Below are 18,153 nucleotides of genomic sequence, written 5' to 3'. Positions count from 1 at the left end.
TCATCGTTCCCTTTAATATAATAGGTTATTGATCTGACTTTGGCGGACGAGGTTTCTGAAAGAATTTCTGCCTGCTCCTATTGTTCATACCAATTAAGCTTGGGCGTTCTTCCATAGCCCACCAAGGCGCCCTCCACAAGACATCTTTGATATCCTGTATTTTGAAGGGAGCGAGTGAGGTCAGATAAGGGATGCCAAAAGACCGTAAGGAAGTAACGTGAATCAACAAGGCCAATAACCCTAACAAAATTCCGTATAAACCCATGAACCCTGCTAGAACCAGCATTCCAAACCGCAGTACGCGAATAGAGAAGGCCAGGCTATGAGAGGGGATGGTAAAAGAAGCAATTCCGGTAAGCGCCACCACAATAACCATACCGGGAGAAACGATTCCGGCCTCTACTGCTGCCTGGCCGATGACAAGGGCTCCTACGATACTCACGGCTTGCCCTACAGGTCTAGGCAGGCGAACCCCTGCTTCCCGTAAAGCTTCAAAGGTAATCTCCATTATGAGTGCCTCTACGATACTAGGAAAGGGGACTCCTTCATGTGCCCCAGCAATACCGATTAATAAAGGGGTGGGGATCATTTCGTGGTGATAAGTCGTAACAGCCACATAAATTCCCGGCAGAAAAAGGGCGATAAGGAAAAACAGGTACCTAATCCATCGAACGGCTGTCGAAAAAATATATCGCTCATAGTAATCTTCACTTGCATGTAAGAATTGAACAAAAGTGGAAGGGGCGACCAACACAAAGGGACTGCCGTCGACTAATATGGCAACACGTCCCTCCAGAATAGCCGCTGCAATCTTGTCGGGCCGTTCTGTACTCTGTAACTGAGGGAACACACTCAAGGGATTGTCTTCAATAAGCTCTTCGATATAACCGCTTTCTAGAATAGAATCCACATCGATTTTTTGGAGTCTTCTCCTTACTTCCTCGACCAATTTATCATCTACAGTTCCGTTCAAGTAGGAAATCATGACTTTTGTTTTTGTAACTCTTCCCAATGCCAATGACTCCATTTTCAATTGGGGGGTTTTCATCAATTTGCGAAGCAAGGAAGTGTTAACATTGATATCTTCCGTGAACCCTACCTTCGGCCCTCTTACCACAGCTTCTGTCGTGGGTTCAGATACGTTTCGTGAAGGCATCCCTTGCGTTGCAATCCGTATTCCTCTATTGGCACCGTTTACGAGAAGAATCGTCTCTCCGTTTAGTGCGGCTTCGACGATATCGCTAGTTAGCGAAATTTCCTGAGTATGCCCAATTTGCAAAAATGACTTTTGAATCATTTCCGTAATGGGCGTTTCAATTTGAGTGTCTTGCAGTTCCATGAGGGACTTCATGATGCTTTCATTGATAATGACCTCATCGGCCATGCCTTGGATAAAGATGATGAAAGCGGGGATCTGCTGTTTCCCTAAAGTAAGCTTACGAAAAACGATATCCGAGCAATCTTGGAATATATTTTCCAAATGGGTAATGTTTCCTAATATATCAGGTGAAATTTCACTATTCTCTCCCGTTTGAGTATAATCCAACTCAAAAGGGACAGACGGAGTTGAACGTTTGTTTTTTTGGTTCCTAAAGATGAAATTCCACATAGTCCCCTCCAAAAATTCGGGTCTGTTTACTTACTATTATGGATAATAATTCTATTTATTAACCGGAAATTATAGGAAAAATCTACAAATCTAATCAGTCTAAGATATAGTTGTATTTATCAAGTCTGAAAAGAAGTTGGATGTTATGAGAATTGCCGCTAATCCCGGGTGTGAAAGGGGTTGATGTAGTCGTTGAAGAAGGAGAGAGGGTATTCTCTTTTTTTCAATTCAAGAAAAAAATTAACTGTGCAGTTATTTCTGCACAGTTAAAAACAACTATTTTTATTTATAAAAGCCCCTGCTCCTTGTCTCAGTAGGATTTTGCACCCCTGGTGCTTTTTCGTTCCAAGAGGCTTTGCAGAACTAGGTGCAAAAGAAGGAGATATTCTTGTTTTGGCTGAAAAGACGCCTGTTCCTTCTCCAATCCGAGAAAAGTAACTCTAAAAAAGTTATGGATACGATTCAAGCGGCAAATCCGTGAAATATCCTTGAACCCTTCTAATACTAACCAGTCATTGATGTTTTCACTTCTTGGCATGAATTTTGCGAGATATATTCGTAGAACTAGTGAAGATCAACTATTAGAAGGTTCTTCTATGATTTACGCGGTTTTTAATAAAATTTATTTACTGAGGTGCTCTTAATGGAAAAATTTAAAGTTACAGCATTTTTTAATGAAAATCATGTGGATATGGCTGTAGTTGATGCTCAATCCAAATCGCAAGCATATGAAATTTTCAAAACAAAATTGGATAACACTGGAGTAACATACCATTGGATTGATGTAGTGGAAATTGATTGATATTGGTAAATGATTTTATTTAAGGGAATCAAGTTTTCCAATATCGATTAAATATTATACAGATCCTTTAGTTTTTCTTGCGAGAATGGTATGTATCCATCTGCGAACGATGTAATAAAATTCTAGCATGAGTAATCACCATCCTATTTTTTGACCGACATACTTTATGTTGGTCTTTTTTTATAGGGGGCATTTAGCTTGATTTCACTACTCATTATTTGTTTAGACAGAAAAGAGTGGTATTCACCGTTCTGAATAGTTTATAAATGAACATTTGGTTTGGAGTATTGAATCCCCAAGATGGAATCCTCGTCCACTTTTTTGTTTGGGGATCATCAATTAATATAAAATTATATTTCATAAGCAATTCGCTCACAAATGCGGACTTGGTATGTTTCAAAAATAATAGAATAAATTAATATAGAATAAATCAATATGCTCTTATCATGAAGAAGGTTTGAGTTCATGGGTTTTGAAAATACGGTAATTGGTGACTCACATACCAAATATACCATATGGGATGCTTGCCATGATATCCATTGATTTTAGTTATTAAAAATGAAAACAAACAAAAAACGGCGAAAAACCATAAAATTCTGAGAGTAATAACCGTGACCTTGGTTTTCATTGGTTTTCAATGGAAGTGATTCGCTTTCATGGAGAAATATCAACTTTGCAAAAAGGGTTCCAGAAGCTCGATAATAAAGGTACAAACTGTAAAGGAGGTAATACAAATGGAAACATGGGCAATTAAATACAATAATCCTAACGAATACATCTTACGTAGCGAAAACACAGAACAGATATTCACAGATTACAAATCCATCGTCCAATTTGCCAAATTACTGCCTGGTGAACATAAATTTTTCGACCTTTCAACAGATGGAATTATCGAGACATATTACGGAATCGTCACAAAGTTAGACACACAATACGGAAAATGTGACGGATGGCTAATGAGCATGTGGAATTCAAAACATTGATCCTCTTTTTTGACCAACATACATGATGTTGGTCTTTTTTATTAGAGCGAACAATTAGCACGATTTTTAATGCTAAGGGGATTAAACTGACGTATTTATGAGCAAGTAAGAGGCTCTATGAACTAATTGGAACAACTGTTCTGATATGGGACATCATGATTGTTCTATAGTAGAACAATCATGCATTTGTTACAACTTTATACTATTTTAAACTTCAAAAATGAAAGGGATTTCACAGTCTTTAATGTTGGCATTATTATTGCAATATAAACAATACGTAAGCGCATTCAAAATACTAAAATACTAAAGGAGTGTTAAGCATGCAAGAGAAAGTATTCGGATTTTTTATGCCAAGCGTAAACCTAATGGGAGTAGGGGCTGTAAAACAAGTAGGAGAAAGGATCAAGTCATTCGGTCGCTCAAAGGCACTGATTGTAACCGATGCGGGTTTATATAAATTCGGTGTGGCGGACCAAATTGCGGGCTATATTCGGGAATCGGGAGTAGAAGCTGCGATTTTCCCGGGCGCGGAACCGAATCCGACGGACAAAAATGTAGAAGACGGATTGGCTGCCTACCGTCAAGAAGGCTGTGACGTCATCGTCTCTTTAGGTGGCGGAAGTTCCCATGACTGTGCAAAAGGGATTGGTCTGGTCGCAGCCAATGGCGGAAAGATTCACGATTATGAAGGAGTGGATGTTTCAAAATCGCCTATGATTCCCATGATCGCCATTAACACCACATCGGGTACAGCCAGTGAAATGACCCGTTTTTGCATCATTACCGATTCTTCTCGTCATGTTAAAATGGCCATCGTGGATAAGCATGTAACGCCTTCGATTTCAATCAATGATCCCATGTTAACCGTGAAAAAACCGCCGGCTTTAACGGCTGCAACGGGGATGGACGCTTTAACGCATGCTGTGGAAGCGTATGTATCCACAGCCGCAACACCGATCACCGATGCCTGCGCACTTCAAGCCATCCGTTTAATCAGCAAGAACTTACGGACAGCCGTAGCGAATGGAGAAGACATCGAAGCGCGTGACAAAATGTCTTATGCCCAGCTTTTAGCAGGAATGGCATTTAACAATGCATCGTTAGGTTATGTACATGCCATTGCTCATCAATTTGGAGGTTTCTACAACTTGCCTCATGGTGTATGTAATGCCATTCTATTGCCTCATGTAGAGAGATTTAACTTAATTGCCAAGCCAGAGCGTTTTGTGGATATCGCTGTTGCTTTAGGTGAAGATGTAAGCGGATTATCTACTCGTGCAGCAGCGGAAAAGGCACTGGAAGCCATCGTTACCCTTGCTCGGGATGTAAATATTCCTAGCGGATTTGCAGAATTAGGTGCCAAGGAAGAAGATATTCCGTTATTAGCAGAAAATGCCATGAAGGATGCTTGCTCCTTTACCAATCCAAGAAAGGCCACCCTTGATGAAGTTCAAGCGATCATTCGTGCCGCATTTTAGTATTGTAACGATTAATTGATTCCGTTTCATTTGATTTAAGAATCTTTTAGATAATCTTCTACCGAAGCCCTATAGGGAGGCACTAAAGTGTGGCTCCCTTCTTTTCTAAACTTTCCCCTAAAACCGAATGAGTGTAGGTGAGCGTGTATGATGTTGTGGTTGGGATTATAAGGGAACGTTTAGGTATAGATGACTGTAAAAGTGGTTTTCTTTTGGATGGATTTCCACGGACTGTAACCCAATCTCAAGCATTAGATAAGAAACTTGAAGAGATGGGACGTCACATTGATCATGTGATTAATATTGAAGACCATAAAGTGGAACTGATGGCCCGTTTGACAGGGCGCCGTATTTGTAAACCATGCGGGACCTGCTACCACGTTCAGTTTAATCCTCCGAAAGAAAAAAGAAAATGTGTTAAATGTGGCGGGGAATTGCATCAACGCGAAGATGATAATGAAAAAACTGTTGCTACCCGCTTAGAAATCAATATTGAGAAATCTCTGCCTCTTCTTACGTACTATAAGGAAAAGGGCTTATTAAGAAATATTGATGGCCAGCAAGAAATCAGGAATGTATTTAAAGATATTGCCAACTTACTGATCCAACCCCAGTTCACTTTATAATCGAAGATGTCACGATAGACTTGATCACCAGTACGGCTTATGGATAATAGCCAAAGCGTTTGGCGTAAGCTTCAATAGATTTATGCAGGGCTGGTCCTTCGTTGTAATTATCCCACTGCAGTTTTTCCATAAAGGTATAGCCTTCTACCAAACAGTTTGTTTCTCTGTTTCCAAATTCTACACAGTTCTTTACTTTCTTTCAAAAAGACCAAATGTAAAGATATAAACAATGTTTTATAACCGAGAAAGTCTAATGGTCTACAATAGAACATAGGGGGGGAAATATGTATATGGGGATTCCGCGTATATGGATGAGGTAGATATTTTGGGTTTCAGGGAAGGGTTGATGATGTCATCATGACGGCTGGGGAAAGGATAGGCCCTTTTGAAGTAGAAAGTAAGCTTGTTGAGCATCCAGCCGTGACTGAAGCTGGCGTTATCGGGAAGCCTGATCCTGTACGAGGAGAAATTATCAAAGCTTTTATATCACCTCGCGAAGGTTATGTCGCAACCAAAGAGCTAATAGAAGATATCGGAATTTCCTCAAAACCAGGTTGGCAGCACATGCTGCATCGCGTGAAATTGAAATCAAAGGTAAGCTCCCGAAAACCCGGTTCGAAAAATCATGCGAAGAATCCTAAAAGCTGGGGAACTTTGACTGCCGACAGGAGACCTGTTTATTATAGAAGATTAAGGTGCAAATCCAGCTGTTCGGCTGGATTTCCCCAATTCTATACATCCTGTATGGATGTTATCTTAAGTTTAGAATCCTAAAAAGGAGTTAAATCATAACCTTTATCATTCGCCTGATATTTCCAGGCCTCATCCAAATCATCAAACGGTTTTTCCAGGTAATCCTTTGCCCGGTTTTGAATGGCGGTTATGGCCGACTGGATGGTGCTGTACCCAGTCATAATTTACCTGGTTGTCCACCGCTTTTTGCTCCAGTGAAGGTTCCTTTTTCATAACCAAATAACTCACTTTCTAATAAACTTTCAGGTATAGCACTGCAATTTATGACAATGAAAGGTTTATCACTTCTTAAGCTGGCGCCGTGAATAGACTGAGCAAACAGCTCCTTTCCTGTTCTACTTTCACCAGAAATAAGAAGGCTTATGTCTAAAGTGGCAACCCTTTTAGCAATGGATATCGTTTCGATTAGCAGAAAATGCATGAAGGATGCTTGCTCCTTTTCCAATCCAAGAAGAACCACCCTTGATGAAGTTCAAGCGATTATTCGTGCTACATTTTACCTGTGTAATACATCAACAGATTTCGCTCTAATCTAATGAATATATTTCAAAATCTATTGAATGTTTAGGGAGACAGCCCGATCTGTGACTCCCTTCTTCTTCAGTCCTCTGATTTTTTTCGGTACTGGAAATACGCATTAATATGGAGGAGAAAAATAATGAATACCAATATTTTATACAAAAAGAGTGACAATATTTTATATAAAAAGTCATATTTAAAGAGAATGTCCGAATTAGGAAAACTGAATCCAGAAGTTTTCGATGCTTTTGTTGCCTTTGATCAACTAGCTTTAGCCCCCGTATTTTCTAATAAACTCAAGGAATTGATGGCTGTTGCGGTCGCACATGTCACCGGATGTCCATACTGTATTGAGGTTCATGTCACAAACATAAAAAAAAGGCAGGCATCGAAAGAAGAAATGACGGAAGCGATCATGGTGGCTGCAGCGCTCAATGCATGGTCAGTAATTGCTCATAGTGTAAATGCTCTTAATGCATTTGATGGGGGAAGTCCGGAGGAACTGTATAAAGCTTCATATTTTAATCGGATAAAAGAACTTTCTGATTTAAATAATGAAAGTTTCAAAGCGTTCATTGTCTTTGATCAACAAGCAATGAAACCAGGATTATTAACTACTAAAGAAAAAGAATTAATTGCCGTAGCGGTGGCTCATACAACCGGCTGTCCCTACTCTATAGATTTCCATACGAAGGAAGCTAAAAAAGCTGGGGCCATCCTGGAGGAAATTGCAGAGGCGATTTTTGTATCTACAGCCTTAAAGGCAGTTTCTGCTATCTATCATAGTGTAAACGCATTAAATGCATACGAGTAGGGATTACGGACTCATTAAATAGAAATTATGTAAACAGGGATTAGTTTTATCCCTGTTTTTCTATTCTCTCCCTTTGTAGATAGGGGGTATCCCAATTTAGTACAAATGATTCGTAACGGAACAGTGATCTTGTTCCATAGTAGAACAACAAATATTTCTATAATAATATAACGATGAAGGATGTCAGGGGTTTTAGATTTTTACTATTGGCATTTATATTGCAATATAAACAATACGTAAGCGCATTCAAAATACTAAAATACTAAAGGAGTGTTAAGCATGCAAGAGAAAGTATTCGGATTTTTTATGCCAAGCGTAAACCTAATGGGAGTAGGGGCTGTAAAACAAGTAGGAGAAAGGATCAAGTCATTCGGTCGCTCAAAGGCACTGATTGTAACCGATGCGGGTTTATATAAATTCGGTGTGGCGGACCAAATTGCGGGCTATATTCGGGAATCGGGAGTAGAAGCTGCGATTTTCCCGGGCGCGGAACCGAATCCGACGGACAAAAATGTAGAAGACGGATTGGCTGCCTACCGTCAAGAAGGCTGTGACGTCATCGTCTCTTTAGGTGGCGGAAGTTCCCATGACTGTGCAAAAGGGATTGGTCTGGTCGCAGCCAATGGCGGAAAGATTCACGATTATGAAGGAGTGGATGTTTCAAAATCGCCTATGATTCCCATGATCGCCATTAACACCACATCGGGTACAGCCAGTGAAATGACCCGTTTTTGCATCATTACCGATTCTTCTCGTCATGTTAAAATGGCCATCGTGGATAAGCATGTAACGCCTTCGATTTCAATCAATGATCCCATGTTAACCGTGAAAAAACCGCCGGCTTTAACGGCTGCAACGGGGATGGACGCTTTAACGCATGCTGTGGAAGCGTATGTATCCACAGCCGCAACACCGATCACCGATGCCTGCGCACTTCAAGCCATCCGTTTAATCAGCAAGAACTTACGGACAGCCGTAGCGAATGGAGAAGACATCGAAGCGCGTGACAAAATGTCTTATGCCCAGCTTTTAGCAGGAATGGCATTTAACAATGCATCGTTAGGTTATGTACATGCCATTGCTCATCAATTTGGAGGTTTCTACAACTTGCCTCATGGTGTATGTAATGCCATTCTATTGCCTCATGTAGAGAGATTTAACTTAATTGCCAAGCCAGAGCGTTTTGTGGATATCGCTGTTGCTTTAGGTGAAGATGTAAGCGGATTATCTACTCGTGCAGCAGCGGAAAAGGCACTGGAAGCCATCGTTACCCTTGCTCGGGATGTAAATATTCCTAGCGGATTTGCAGAATTAGGTGCCAAGGAAGAAGATATTCCGTTATTAGCAGAAAATGCCATGAAGGATGCTTGCTCCTTTACCAATCCAAGAAAGGCCACCCTTGATGAAGTTCAAGCGATCATTCGTGCTGCATTTTAACCTGTGTGATAGATCGACAAATTTCGTTCTAATCTATTAAATATATTTCAAAATCTATTAAATGTTTAGGGAGACAGCTCGATCTGTGACTCCCTTCTTGTTTTAACTTCCCCTTAGCGAGTAGGGGAAAGTAATTTACAGCAAATAAATTGGTGACCAAGCCGGGACCCATTTGCACTAATGCATGTTATGAATATAAAACTAACACTCGATTCACAATGTGCCATTTACAAATTTAGCTTTTGATTGTCGAATGGTTCTTATAGTCAGCTAGTTATAGAGTAAAAAATAAAATAATAAAAGAGGGAATGATTTTCATATGACAACTGCAATTCTAGTGGTAATCGCTGTTATGTGGATTCCGGTGGCTATGCTTTTTCTAGGCTATGGTGAACCCAAAGGAACCGGTGCTGTTACCGGATTTGTTGGTATTGTTACGGTCCTTAGTGCCATCTTGCAAACTGCTATTTTTAAAGATGGCTTTACCGGAGGTTTACTGTTTGCTCATGGAATACTTTATATAACTATTTCTTATGCTCTTTTGAACAGCCTAAAAGACATGAGATCAGTCGGCAATGTTAGTCTTACGGTAGCGCTAATCTCTACAATCTATGCTTTTATTTTTTACACAGGAACTCCTTTGATAGCTAAAAACGATTATCTATCTCTAGCATGTACTGGCTATGCCGTTCTTACGTTACAAGTATGGCTGAATGCTTATGGCAAATTCTCTGCCAAAGGTTTAGCACTATCTCTAATTATATGGGTATTTGTTGGTTTGTGGGTTCCAGCCTTCTGGTTAATGACTACTGGTAAACTGCCAATGTAAAAAAATTGAGAATGAAAGATTCCAAGTGCTTTGAAAAATGTAATTTTAGTAATTAAGCTCCGATAACATTTTAAAACGCTTAGAAATACTTGTTTTCAAATAAATAACAAAGTGGTCTAGCGCCCTCATCAAAATGAATAGAAACAAGAAAAGGGACAAACAAGCCTTTTGTCCCTTTTTTTATAAAAATCAAAATTATAGTACATGTATATACAAAAGGACCCCAACTCGTCTACTATTTGTCTAAATTGATGTTACACCTGATAGGAGAGATCAACCCACATGGAAACGCTAGCAGTAGCAAAAAAGACAGAACGAAATAAGGAATTAAAAGAAAAAATTTTGCTTCTAAAAAAGGAACGTAATGCCATTATTCTGGCTCATTACTATCAACGTCCAGAAATTCAAGAAATTGCAGATTTTCTTGGGGATTCTTTTGGATTAGCCCAAAAGGCAAAAGAAACCGAAGCAGATGTCATTTTGTTCTGTGGCGTACATTTCATGGGTGAAAGTGCCAAGATTTTAAACCCGAATAAGATTGTCTTAATTCCTGATGAACGAGCAGGATGTCCAATGGCGGATATGGTTAATGTGGATGGACTACGCAAGTTAAAAGTTCAGCATCCTAATGCGAAAGTAGTGTCCTATATTAATACTTCTGCGGATATAAAAGCGGAAACGTATGTATGCTGCACCTCTTCCAATGCACGAAAAGTGATTGAAGGGGTCGATGCAGAAGAAATTATTTGGGTACCAGATAAAAATTTAGGACATTGGGTTTCTCAGTTTACCAACAAAAAAATGATCATTTGGGAAGGCTATTGCAATACGCATGATCAATTGTTAATTGAAGATATCATTCGAATGAAGCAAGAATATCCCCATGCTCAATTCGTGGTGCATCCTGAATCCCGCCCAGAAGTAGTAGCACTAGGGGATTACGTGGGGAGCACAACAGGAATCCTTAGGTATTGCCGTGAATCCAGCCATAACGAATTTATTGTAGGTACAGAAGATGGGGTTCATTATATGTTGAAAAAGGAAAGTCCTGACAAAAAATTTCATTTCGCATCTAAGTATCTTGTTTGCCCGAACATGAAAGTAAACAATCTAAAGAAGCTTGCTACAGCTTTAGAGACGATGAGCCCTCAAATTTACGTTCCACCCGATGTGGCAGAAGCTGCTCGACTCTCATTAGAGCGGATGTTGAAATTTGAAGGGGAAGGAAAGTAATCATACTGATAACCGGTACGAAAAATATCTTGTATAAAATGGCTGTAGAAATTTTACAAAGAAAACGGAGTCAACAAATTAGTCGATCGGAATAACCTCTTCATGTTATGGCATAGTATTTAGGTATTACGAGATGTGTAAGCATATCTGGCTTATTCATGACTCTATCCTCTCTGTCGTCCGACTCATAGTGTCGGTCTCTGAAGCAAATTATCACAGTTTCTGCGGAACCTAATTTAGATCCTCTTCTGTATTGCTTGCTAAATCTTACGAAAAAAGTTGTTCAGAAATTATTCCTACGGAAAATAGGGTCATTTTATTTTCAGGTTTCGGAAGGGACAGTTTATTTTAGCGTAGGCATGTAATCTGCAATATTTTTTGAAATAAACTTTGTAGTTGGTGAGCCATTGACGTTATATCTTTTTCTAGACCGACATCTTTCAGAGAAATTTGCTAAAAACGGTAAAGCATATTGCTTCCTAACATTACTCGGCATGTTTTTTGCATATTAGTTTGAATGGGTCACGCAATTAGTATTCTCGTGACAAAACATGGACTTCATACTCCTTTACAGGCCAGCATAAATGATATGCTGGTTCTTTTTTATCCATTAAGAAAGTTTAACGTCATGCCAAACTATTTTTGGTGAATGACTGTTTTCAATTAGAACAGAAATAAGAAATCAAATTAAAACAATGTTTCATAAAGGAACAGTGCAGTGATCCGACATATAACAATATTATTTTGTTTATATTCGATGCTAAAGATCTATTCTCCACACATGTTATTCGGGCTTTCTTTTTAATATGCCTATCGATGATTCACTTGGAGGGGTCCGGACAAAATAAAAAATTGATTTCCTTGTCTAAGTGTAGTTAGATAGATGTTTTATTATAGAACACTACGAACACTATTTGTTCCATCTTAGATCATCTGTCTTTGCAGAATAGCAACTCCCACCATCATGAAAAGCGTTTCTCCAATTCTAGCCTTGGTATTGATCTTGCATAAGTTATTTAGCAACATAGCAAGAAAAAAAAAGAGGTGTGGCAACTATGAAAATCAAGGGGAAATTATTTAAAAAGAGACACTATCACGATCTGGAGTTTAAAAAGATTAATTGCTTATCCTTTCTTGAAATTGACAACGTGGTGAAAGTTGATGGGGATAGAATTAAAGTCATTCCTGTTTTAAGTGAGGAATCCGCCATTTCCCCAAATTTAGGGGTAAGCGTGGAGATCGATGGTGAAATTGAATGGAAACAAATTGTTACTCCTATGGGTAACCTTATTTCTCTTCCCATGCCTGTTCTTAGACTGGAAAACATTAAAAAAATTATAGAATAGAACGAATCGATAGTGAGTGATGACGGATATGAGAATAAATAAGCGAATAGTCAGGAGACCCAAGTAAGCTTGGTAAATAAACATCATTATCACTATATCAGTGGCTCCATGAACCTGCTGAAGGTACAAGACATCATGATCATTACTGGATCAACATTCATACCGTATGAATACTGAAAAATTAATTTTGTCAAAGCACTAATCAGATGTCTCAATTTGATACATGACTCCAAAATCGGAACAGTCCCCATGTAAGGTTCCTTTTGGCACGAATATTGCTTATTAAATATTATGAAAGATACCACATCTACTTTGAATGGAGGTTATAATATGATTTACGCACAACCTGGACAAATAGGATCAAAGGTAACGTTCAAAAAACGCTATGAAAATTTCATTGGAGGCCAATGGGTCGCTCCTGTCAAAGGACAGTATTTTGAGAACGTTACTCCCGTCACTGGTCAAACGTTTTGTGAAGTGGCCCGTTCTACTGCCGAAGATATTGAGCTGGCTCTCGATCAAGCACATTTAGCCAAAAATAGCTGGGGACAGACACCCGTGACACAGCGCGCTAACATATTAAATAAGATTGCCGACCGTTTGGAGGCTAATCTGGAGATGCTTGCAGTTGCCGAAACTTGGGATAATGGGAAGCCTGTCCGGGAAACGCTTGCGGCAGATATCCCCTTAGCCATTGACCACTTTCGCTATTTTGCAGGATGTATCCGTGCCCAAGAAGGAAGTCTCGGAGAAATAGATGAGCATACAGTGGCGTATCATTTCCATGAACCATTAGGTGTCGTAGGCCAAATTATTCCTTGGAATTTCCCTATCCTAATGGCTGCCTGGAAGCTTGCTCCAGCTTTGGCTGCCGGTAACTGCGTGGTTCTTAAACCGGCCGAACAAACTCCTGTTTCTATTTTGGTTTTAGTAGAGCTTATACAAGATTTACTTCCTCCTGGTGTCCTTAATATTGTCAACGGTTTTGGCTTGGAAGCGGGGAAACCGCTTGCAACAAGCAGCCGCATTTCCAAAATTGCGTTCACTGGAGAAACTAATACAGGTCGTCTGATCATGCAGTATGCCTCTCAAAATATTATTCCAGTCACGCTGGAATTAGGCGGGAAGTCTCCAAACATCTTCTTCGAAGATGTTTGTGCAAAAGATGATGCATTTTTCAACAAGGCAGTTGAAGGATTTGTTTTATTTGCCCTGAATCAAGGAGAAGTTTGTACTTGTCCATCACGCGCGTTAATTCAGGAATCGATTTACGATTTATTCATGGAAAGAGCATTGCAGCGGGTGGGAAGCATTAAACAAGGAAATCCTCTAGATACCGAGACTATGATAGGCGCCCAAGCGTCCTCCGAGCAGGTGGACAAAATTCTGACCTACATGAACATCGGTTTGGAGGAAGGAGCTGAATGTCTAATAGGAGGTGGAAGAACGACATTAGCAGGGGATTTAGCGAATGGGTATTATATCCAGCCTACTGTCTTCAAGGGACATAACAAAATGCGTATCTTCCAGGAAGAGATTTTTGGTCCCGTTGTTTCTGTCACAACATTTAAAGACCAAGAAGAAGCATTGTCCCTGGCTAATGATACTCTCTTTGGATTGGGGGCAGGGATTTGGACTCGGGACATGAATACGGCTTACCGAATAGGCAGAGGAATTGAGGCAGGCCGCATATGGACGAATTGCTATCATGCTTACCCTGCTCATGCTGCCTTTGGCGGATACAAGGCTTCCGGCATTGGTCGGGAAACGCATAAAATGATGTTAGCCCATTACCAGCAATCGAAGAATCTTCTGGTTAGTTACAGCCCAGATGCAATGGGGTTCTTCTAACCTCGGTGCAAACCGTGAGAAAGAACACACAAGAGACCCTATGCGACATTGAAGATGGGTCTCTTTGTTTTAGCTTCAGTATTTTTATAAGATATAAATGCCAACTTTCATTCAATTAAATGTGTTGTTATACACAAATACTTGGATTCAATTATTGAACATTCATGTAGGGGCAAAAATTTGGCCTTTGCTAAAAAGGAACGCCTCGGTATGATGGGGGTGTGCACAGGGTCAAGCCCTAAAAACCCATCAAGGGGTAGTACCCCATGCCCATCAAGCTAAGGATTAGGTAAAAGCACATGGAGGCTGGTAGAAGGTCTCATTCTTGCTTTTTAGTCATCTCATCATCATTATGGGCATACTCAAATAAGCCTTCTGGTATCTATTTTTTTCAGAAGTCTAAGCAGCTACCCCTACTTTCATTCGGCATTCATAGACCACACCAAGAAGATAAAAACAGTTTTCTTGTCATAGCGATGCGATTTACGGCCGTTTTTCCCGATCATCTGAAACATCTTCTGAAGGACTTGGGTACTCTCTTCTGTACACTTATTGAGCGAATCCAGTAGTAATCCGAGATAACTTTTCAGAATGGCTATGGCTTTTAATTCGCTGATCTCTCGTTTCTTTTTCCGAAGAAGAAGCTCACGCATTTGAAACATCAACGATGAGGTCAGAAGTAAGGCAAGCAATTTACCATATAAATGACACTCGAACCTTTCAATTTTGACAGGCTTGACGGAATCGATATGAAACAGAGACTTCCATGTTTTAAACAAGATCTCCACTTGCCAGCGTAAGGAATACAAGGGATAAACCTCTTCTTTGGACAAATAGGATGGGGGAGCATTCGTGATGTAGACGTTAATGGAGCTTAATTGTTTGGTTCGTTCTTTATAGGTGATTCCTTTTTTCTTTTCGTCGTTTTTAGCCCGAATCGCTAAACGCTCCTGAGTTTGCTTTTCTGTTAACTTGGAAATGAGTACGCGAGGGACAAATTTTTTCTCTCGGCCGAGATAGACTTCCTCGATTTCAAGGATCTCACCGGGCTTCAACTGATTCATGATCGTTTCCAACTTGATTTCCGTATACAGGTAATCTTTCTTCACTTTTCCGTTTTTAAATCGTTCGACCTTCTCATTTTTACGGTAAATTCGAACGTTGATTTTTAAACGAGAGATATAGTAAGCCTCCTGCTGCTCGATTTGGTGAAAGTCCTCCAAACAAAAATAACCTAAATCTCCGATACAAAGATCCTGTTTTTCTACCGTTTTTGCTCGCTCTGCTCCATATAGACCATCATTCATGCTACCTGCACCTACGTCTACATGCAAAAACTCTCCGGATTTAAGGTCATATTCCAATTGAATTTTCACCCCAGATGTATGAGCACTCCCTCCGGATCCGGGATAACGGTGAGCATAGAGGTCTGGAAGCTGAAAAACCGTCGCTTCCAGAATCCGAATTCGTTTAAAATAGCGGTCTAGATCGCAAGGAATGGTAGAAGAAGAAGCTAATTTTTTACGAAGAAGCGTGGAAAAGAGAGTCCTTAGAAAATTTACTCCCGATTCATTAAATCGTTGATTGAGTCCTTCTGAACTCATGGAAACGTTTCTGTAAGCATCCAGTTGACTACATAAGGATGTTAACGAATCGGTAGAAAGATCTTGGTTTAAGAAGGTACATAAGGAGACGAAATCTTGAGCAGCCAGTTTCCCCTTGCGTTGAACAAATCCAGTTTGTCGAGTTAGTTCTTCAAGTTGAGCAAAAGAAAAATACTGCCGTAATTCTTGAACCATAAGCTGTATTTCTTCGTTAATGGAAAGAGAAGGCATTGGTTTCATGGGAAAGACCATCCTTTCTACCAATAGATAGATTTATAGAAAGGATAGCCTATTTTTTCCATTTTGGGGGTATTAATTTAACTTAGCTTGATGGGCATGCGGCGGTACCCCAGGAATAAAAAAGACCGCTCTGCGATTACAGGCGGTAAATGGATGTAAGTGCAATTTGATAGGATCAAAGTTAATTGGCTTTTGTCTTGTTTGTAATTAGATTTTCTAGTTTATGTGCTCTACAAACTAGCTTCATAATCAGCTTTTACAACTTCATAAGCTTTCTGTGCGTTTTCTATGTACTCAAGTGTCTGCTCTGCATCCTCCTTTGCATACTTCAAGACGTTTGAGACGGAAACTCGATAAACTCTATCCAACTTGCATTGATAATCTAACTTGTCAAAATTTGGTTGACCTTTGAAGAATACAGCAATGTGAAAGAGATCGGCAAAATATTCAACACTATAAAGTTTGTGGTCAAGCATGATATCCACTCCTCTTACATTTTCTTCCTTTACCATAATACCAGGTAGAGGAGCTAAATGGTGTAAATAAATTATGAATTGTTCTATACATTAGAAATGGCCAATATAAGCTGTCTATCACCATGCTGATAATTCCAAAATCCCCCTGTATTATGCTCAGAAAAGATGCCAGAGTTATCGCTCAGCTTGTTAAAGATGGAAGATACGCCGAACCAAATATTCCACAAGGAATTTATGCTGAACTTAGAGTGGAAAAAAATACGCGATCTCTTATCTGTTGACCTTCAAGCGGTTCAGGGGCAAATTCATAATTGGCTCGATCGTTATTTTCCAGAGTTTTTCACGGTATTTAAAGACTGGGAAGGAAAAGCTGCACTACAACTACTCAAGCTCCATGCACTACCCCATGAGATCGTTAAGCTCTCTGATGAAGAGATATTAGCTCATCTTAAACAAGCTGTACAACGTGCCGTGGGAGTAAGTAAGGTTAGAGATTTAAAGCACGCCGCTAGCGTTTCTATTGGAATCCGTGAGGGTGCTGACATGGCAAAACTAGAATTACGTACTCTTTTAGAGAAGTACACGCTCATCAAGGAAAGGTTTAAAGAGCTTGATTCAAAGATTGATGGCTTACTCGAACAAATCCCTGGTGTAAAGCAAATGCTGGCGATTAAAGGGATAGGTAAAGACACGATTGCAGGCTTTTTCGCCGAGGTGGGAGACTTAACGTATTATTCTCATCCCAAGCAGATCATCAAGCTAGCGGGATTAAGCTTAAAGGAAAATACATCAGGTAAGCACAAAGGACAAACGAAGATTACAAAGAGAGGAAGGAAAAAGCTTAGAGCTCTCCTCTTCCGAGTAGCCTTTAGTCGCTAAGAATAAGGCTTTTAAGGCATTACATCACTTTTTTACGAAACGTCCCAATAATCCATTGAAGAAGATGCAATCCCTAATCGCTATTTGTAATAAATTAATTCGAGTCTTATTCACCATTGGTAAGAAGCAATGTGAGTTTAGTGAAGAAAAAATGTTGAGCGATATTCCTCACATGGAAGTAACCTCTATGGCAGTTGCAGCTTAGGTTTTTCAATATACCTTTAGATAAGAAGTTAGCTTACGTTTATTAGAAATCTGAAGCACGGATTAGTCAGTAAACCAACTAAAGTACGGGCAAGGACCCTGTCGGGCAGCATCACTGACATCCACCTCATGGAAAGGTTGAACGAAGGAATTTAGGAGCGCAGACTCTGTGAGATATGGGAGGGTAGACCCCCATGAGACCTGTGGACATCCACCAGTGCGACCATACTTTAACTTTGTATCCACTCTATGGAAAAAGTGGTTAGGTAGCATGGATCTTTTTCGCTCCGCGCCCCTAAAAATATCCTTTAATTCAACTATATTCCGATATTCGTTTGATCTAATAAACCTTAACTAACTGAAAATCTAAGAAAACGAGAGAAAAACCGAGATATGCGTTTGTTCATAGAAGGAGTAATGTTGAATACGGTATGTTAATAAATGGTTTTGTAAGTTAGTTTAAGTCATGT

General features: G+C 39.8%; 12 protein-coding genes and 5 pseudogenes. 12 read left to right on the top strand and 5 right to left on the bottom strand.

The genetic code is table 11. From position 1 onward, the window contains the following. Positions 1 to 25: 25 nt before the first annotated feature. Positions 26 to 1,609, bottom strand: coding sequence for a spore germination protein (locus ABLT31_RS34475; protein ID WP_367760187.1), 1,584 nt, complete (start codon positions 1,607 to 1,609; stop codon positions 26 to 28). Positions 1,610 to 2,252: 643 nt separating this feature from the next. Here ABLT31_RS34475 and ABLT31_RS34470 point away from each other — a divergent pair. The 5 genes and pseudogenes from ABLT31_RS34470 to ABLT31_RS34450 form a co-directional block, all read left to right on the top strand. Then, complete coding sequence (locus ABLT31_RS34470) at positions 2,253 to 2,411, top strand: hypothetical protein (protein ID WP_367760186.1); 159 nt, start codon at positions 2,253 to 2,255, stop codon at positions 2,409 to 2,411. A gap of 734 nt (positions 2,412 to 3,145) precedes the next feature. Beyond that, positions 3,146 to 3,394 (top strand): hypothetical protein, encoded by a 249-nt coding sequence (locus ABLT31_RS34465; RefSeq protein WP_367760185.1) that lies wholly within the window; start codon positions 3,146 to 3,148, stop codon positions 3,392 to 3,394. A gap of 320 nt (positions 3,395 to 3,714) precedes the next feature. After that, a complete protein-coding gene (locus ABLT31_RS34460; protein WP_367760182.1) occupies positions 3,715 to 4,872 on the top strand; it encodes an iron-containing alcohol dehydrogenase in 1,158 nt (385 codons plus the stop codon). Positions 4,873 to 5,021: 149 nt separating this feature from the next. Continuing rightward, positions 5,022 to 5,498: pseudogene (locus ABLT31_RS34455) on the top strand (adenylate kinase family protein); the annotation flags it as partial. A gap of 274 nt (positions 5,499 to 5,772) precedes the next feature. Beyond that, a pseudogene (locus ABLT31_RS34450) lies at positions 5,773 to 6,156 on the top strand (AMP-binding enzyme); the annotation flags it as partial. A gap of 112 nt (positions 6,157 to 6,268) precedes the next feature. Here the strand turns inward: ABLT31_RS34450 and ABLT31_RS34445 are convergent. Both ABLT31_RS34445 and ABLT31_RS34440 read right to left on the bottom strand, forming a co-directional pair. After that, positions 6,269 to 6,412, bottom strand: a complete 144-nt coding sequence (locus ABLT31_RS34445) for a hypothetical protein (RefSeq protein WP_367760184.1) — start codon at positions 6,410 to 6,412, stop codon at positions 6,269 to 6,271. Between the two features lie 5 nt (positions 6,413 to 6,417). Beyond that, positions 6,418 to 6,636, bottom strand: a pseudogene (locus tag ABLT31_RS34440) (sigma 54-interacting transcriptional regulator); the annotation flags it as partial. 273 nt (positions 6,637 to 6,909) lie between these two features. Between ABLT31_RS34440 and ABLT31_RS34435 the strand changes: the two are divergent. The 6 genes from ABLT31_RS34435 (at position 6,910) to adh (ending at position 14,280) form a co-directional block, all read left to right on the top strand. Beyond that, positions 6,910 to 7,584 (top strand): carboxymuconolactone decarboxylase family protein, encoded by a 675-nt coding sequence (locus ABLT31_RS34435; RefSeq protein WP_367760183.1) that lies wholly within the window; start codon positions 6,910 to 6,912, stop codon positions 7,582 to 7,584. Between the two features lie 279 nt (positions 7,585 to 7,863). Next, positions 7,864 to 9,021 (top strand): iron-containing alcohol dehydrogenase, encoded by a 1,158-nt coding sequence (locus ABLT31_RS34430; RefSeq protein WP_367760182.1) that lies wholly within the window; start codon positions 7,864 to 7,866, stop codon positions 9,019 to 9,021. A 319-nt stretch (positions 9,022 to 9,340) separates the two neighbouring features. Next, positions 9,341 to 9,850, top strand: a complete 510-nt coding sequence (locus ABLT31_RS34425; protein WP_367760181.1) for an AmiS/UreI family transporter — start codon at positions 9,341 to 9,343, stop codon at positions 9,848 to 9,850. A gap of 282 nt (positions 9,851 to 10,132) precedes the next feature. Beyond that, positions 10,133 to 11,083, top strand: coding sequence for a quinolinate synthase NadA (gene nadA, locus ABLT31_RS34420; protein ID WP_367760180.1), 951 nt, complete (start codon positions 10,133 to 10,135; stop codon positions 11,081 to 11,083). 1,055 nt (positions 11,084 to 12,138) lie between these two features. Further along, on the top strand, positions 12,139 to 12,429 hold the full coding sequence (locus tag ABLT31_RS34415; RefSeq protein WP_367760179.1) for a hypothetical protein: 291 nt from the start codon (positions 12,139 to 12,141) through the stop codon (positions 12,427 to 12,429). Between the two features lie 330 nt (positions 12,430 to 12,759). Beyond that, the gene (gene adh, locus ABLT31_RS34410) at positions 12,760 to 14,280 is read left to right on the top strand and encodes an aldehyde dehydrogenase (RefSeq protein WP_367760178.1); all 1,521 of its coding nucleotides are present in this window, start codon (positions 12,760 to 12,762) and stop codon (positions 14,278 to 14,280) included. A gap of 399 nt (positions 14,281 to 14,679) precedes the next feature. On the opposite strand, the pseudogene ABLT31_RS34405 reads toward adh, so the two are convergent. After that, positions 14,680 to 16,115, bottom strand: a pseudogene (locus ABLT31_RS34405) (IS4 family transposase). A gap of 239 nt (positions 16,116 to 16,354) precedes the next feature. Further along, a complete protein-coding gene (locus tag ABLT31_RS34400) occupies positions 16,355 to 16,600 on the bottom strand; it encodes a hypothetical protein (protein WP_367760177.1) in 246 nt (81 codons plus the stop codon). 161 nt (positions 16,601 to 16,761) lie between these two features. Here ABLT31_RS34400 and ABLT31_RS34395 point away from each other — a divergent pair. Further along, positions 16,762 to 17,684 (top strand): annotated as a pseudogene (locus ABLT31_RS34395) (transposase); the annotation flags it as partial. Positions 17,685 to 18,153: the final 469 nt, after the last annotated feature.

This window comes from Ammoniphilus soli (assembly GCF_040813775.1).
This window is presented reverse-complemented; position numbering and strand designations above follow the sequence as displayed.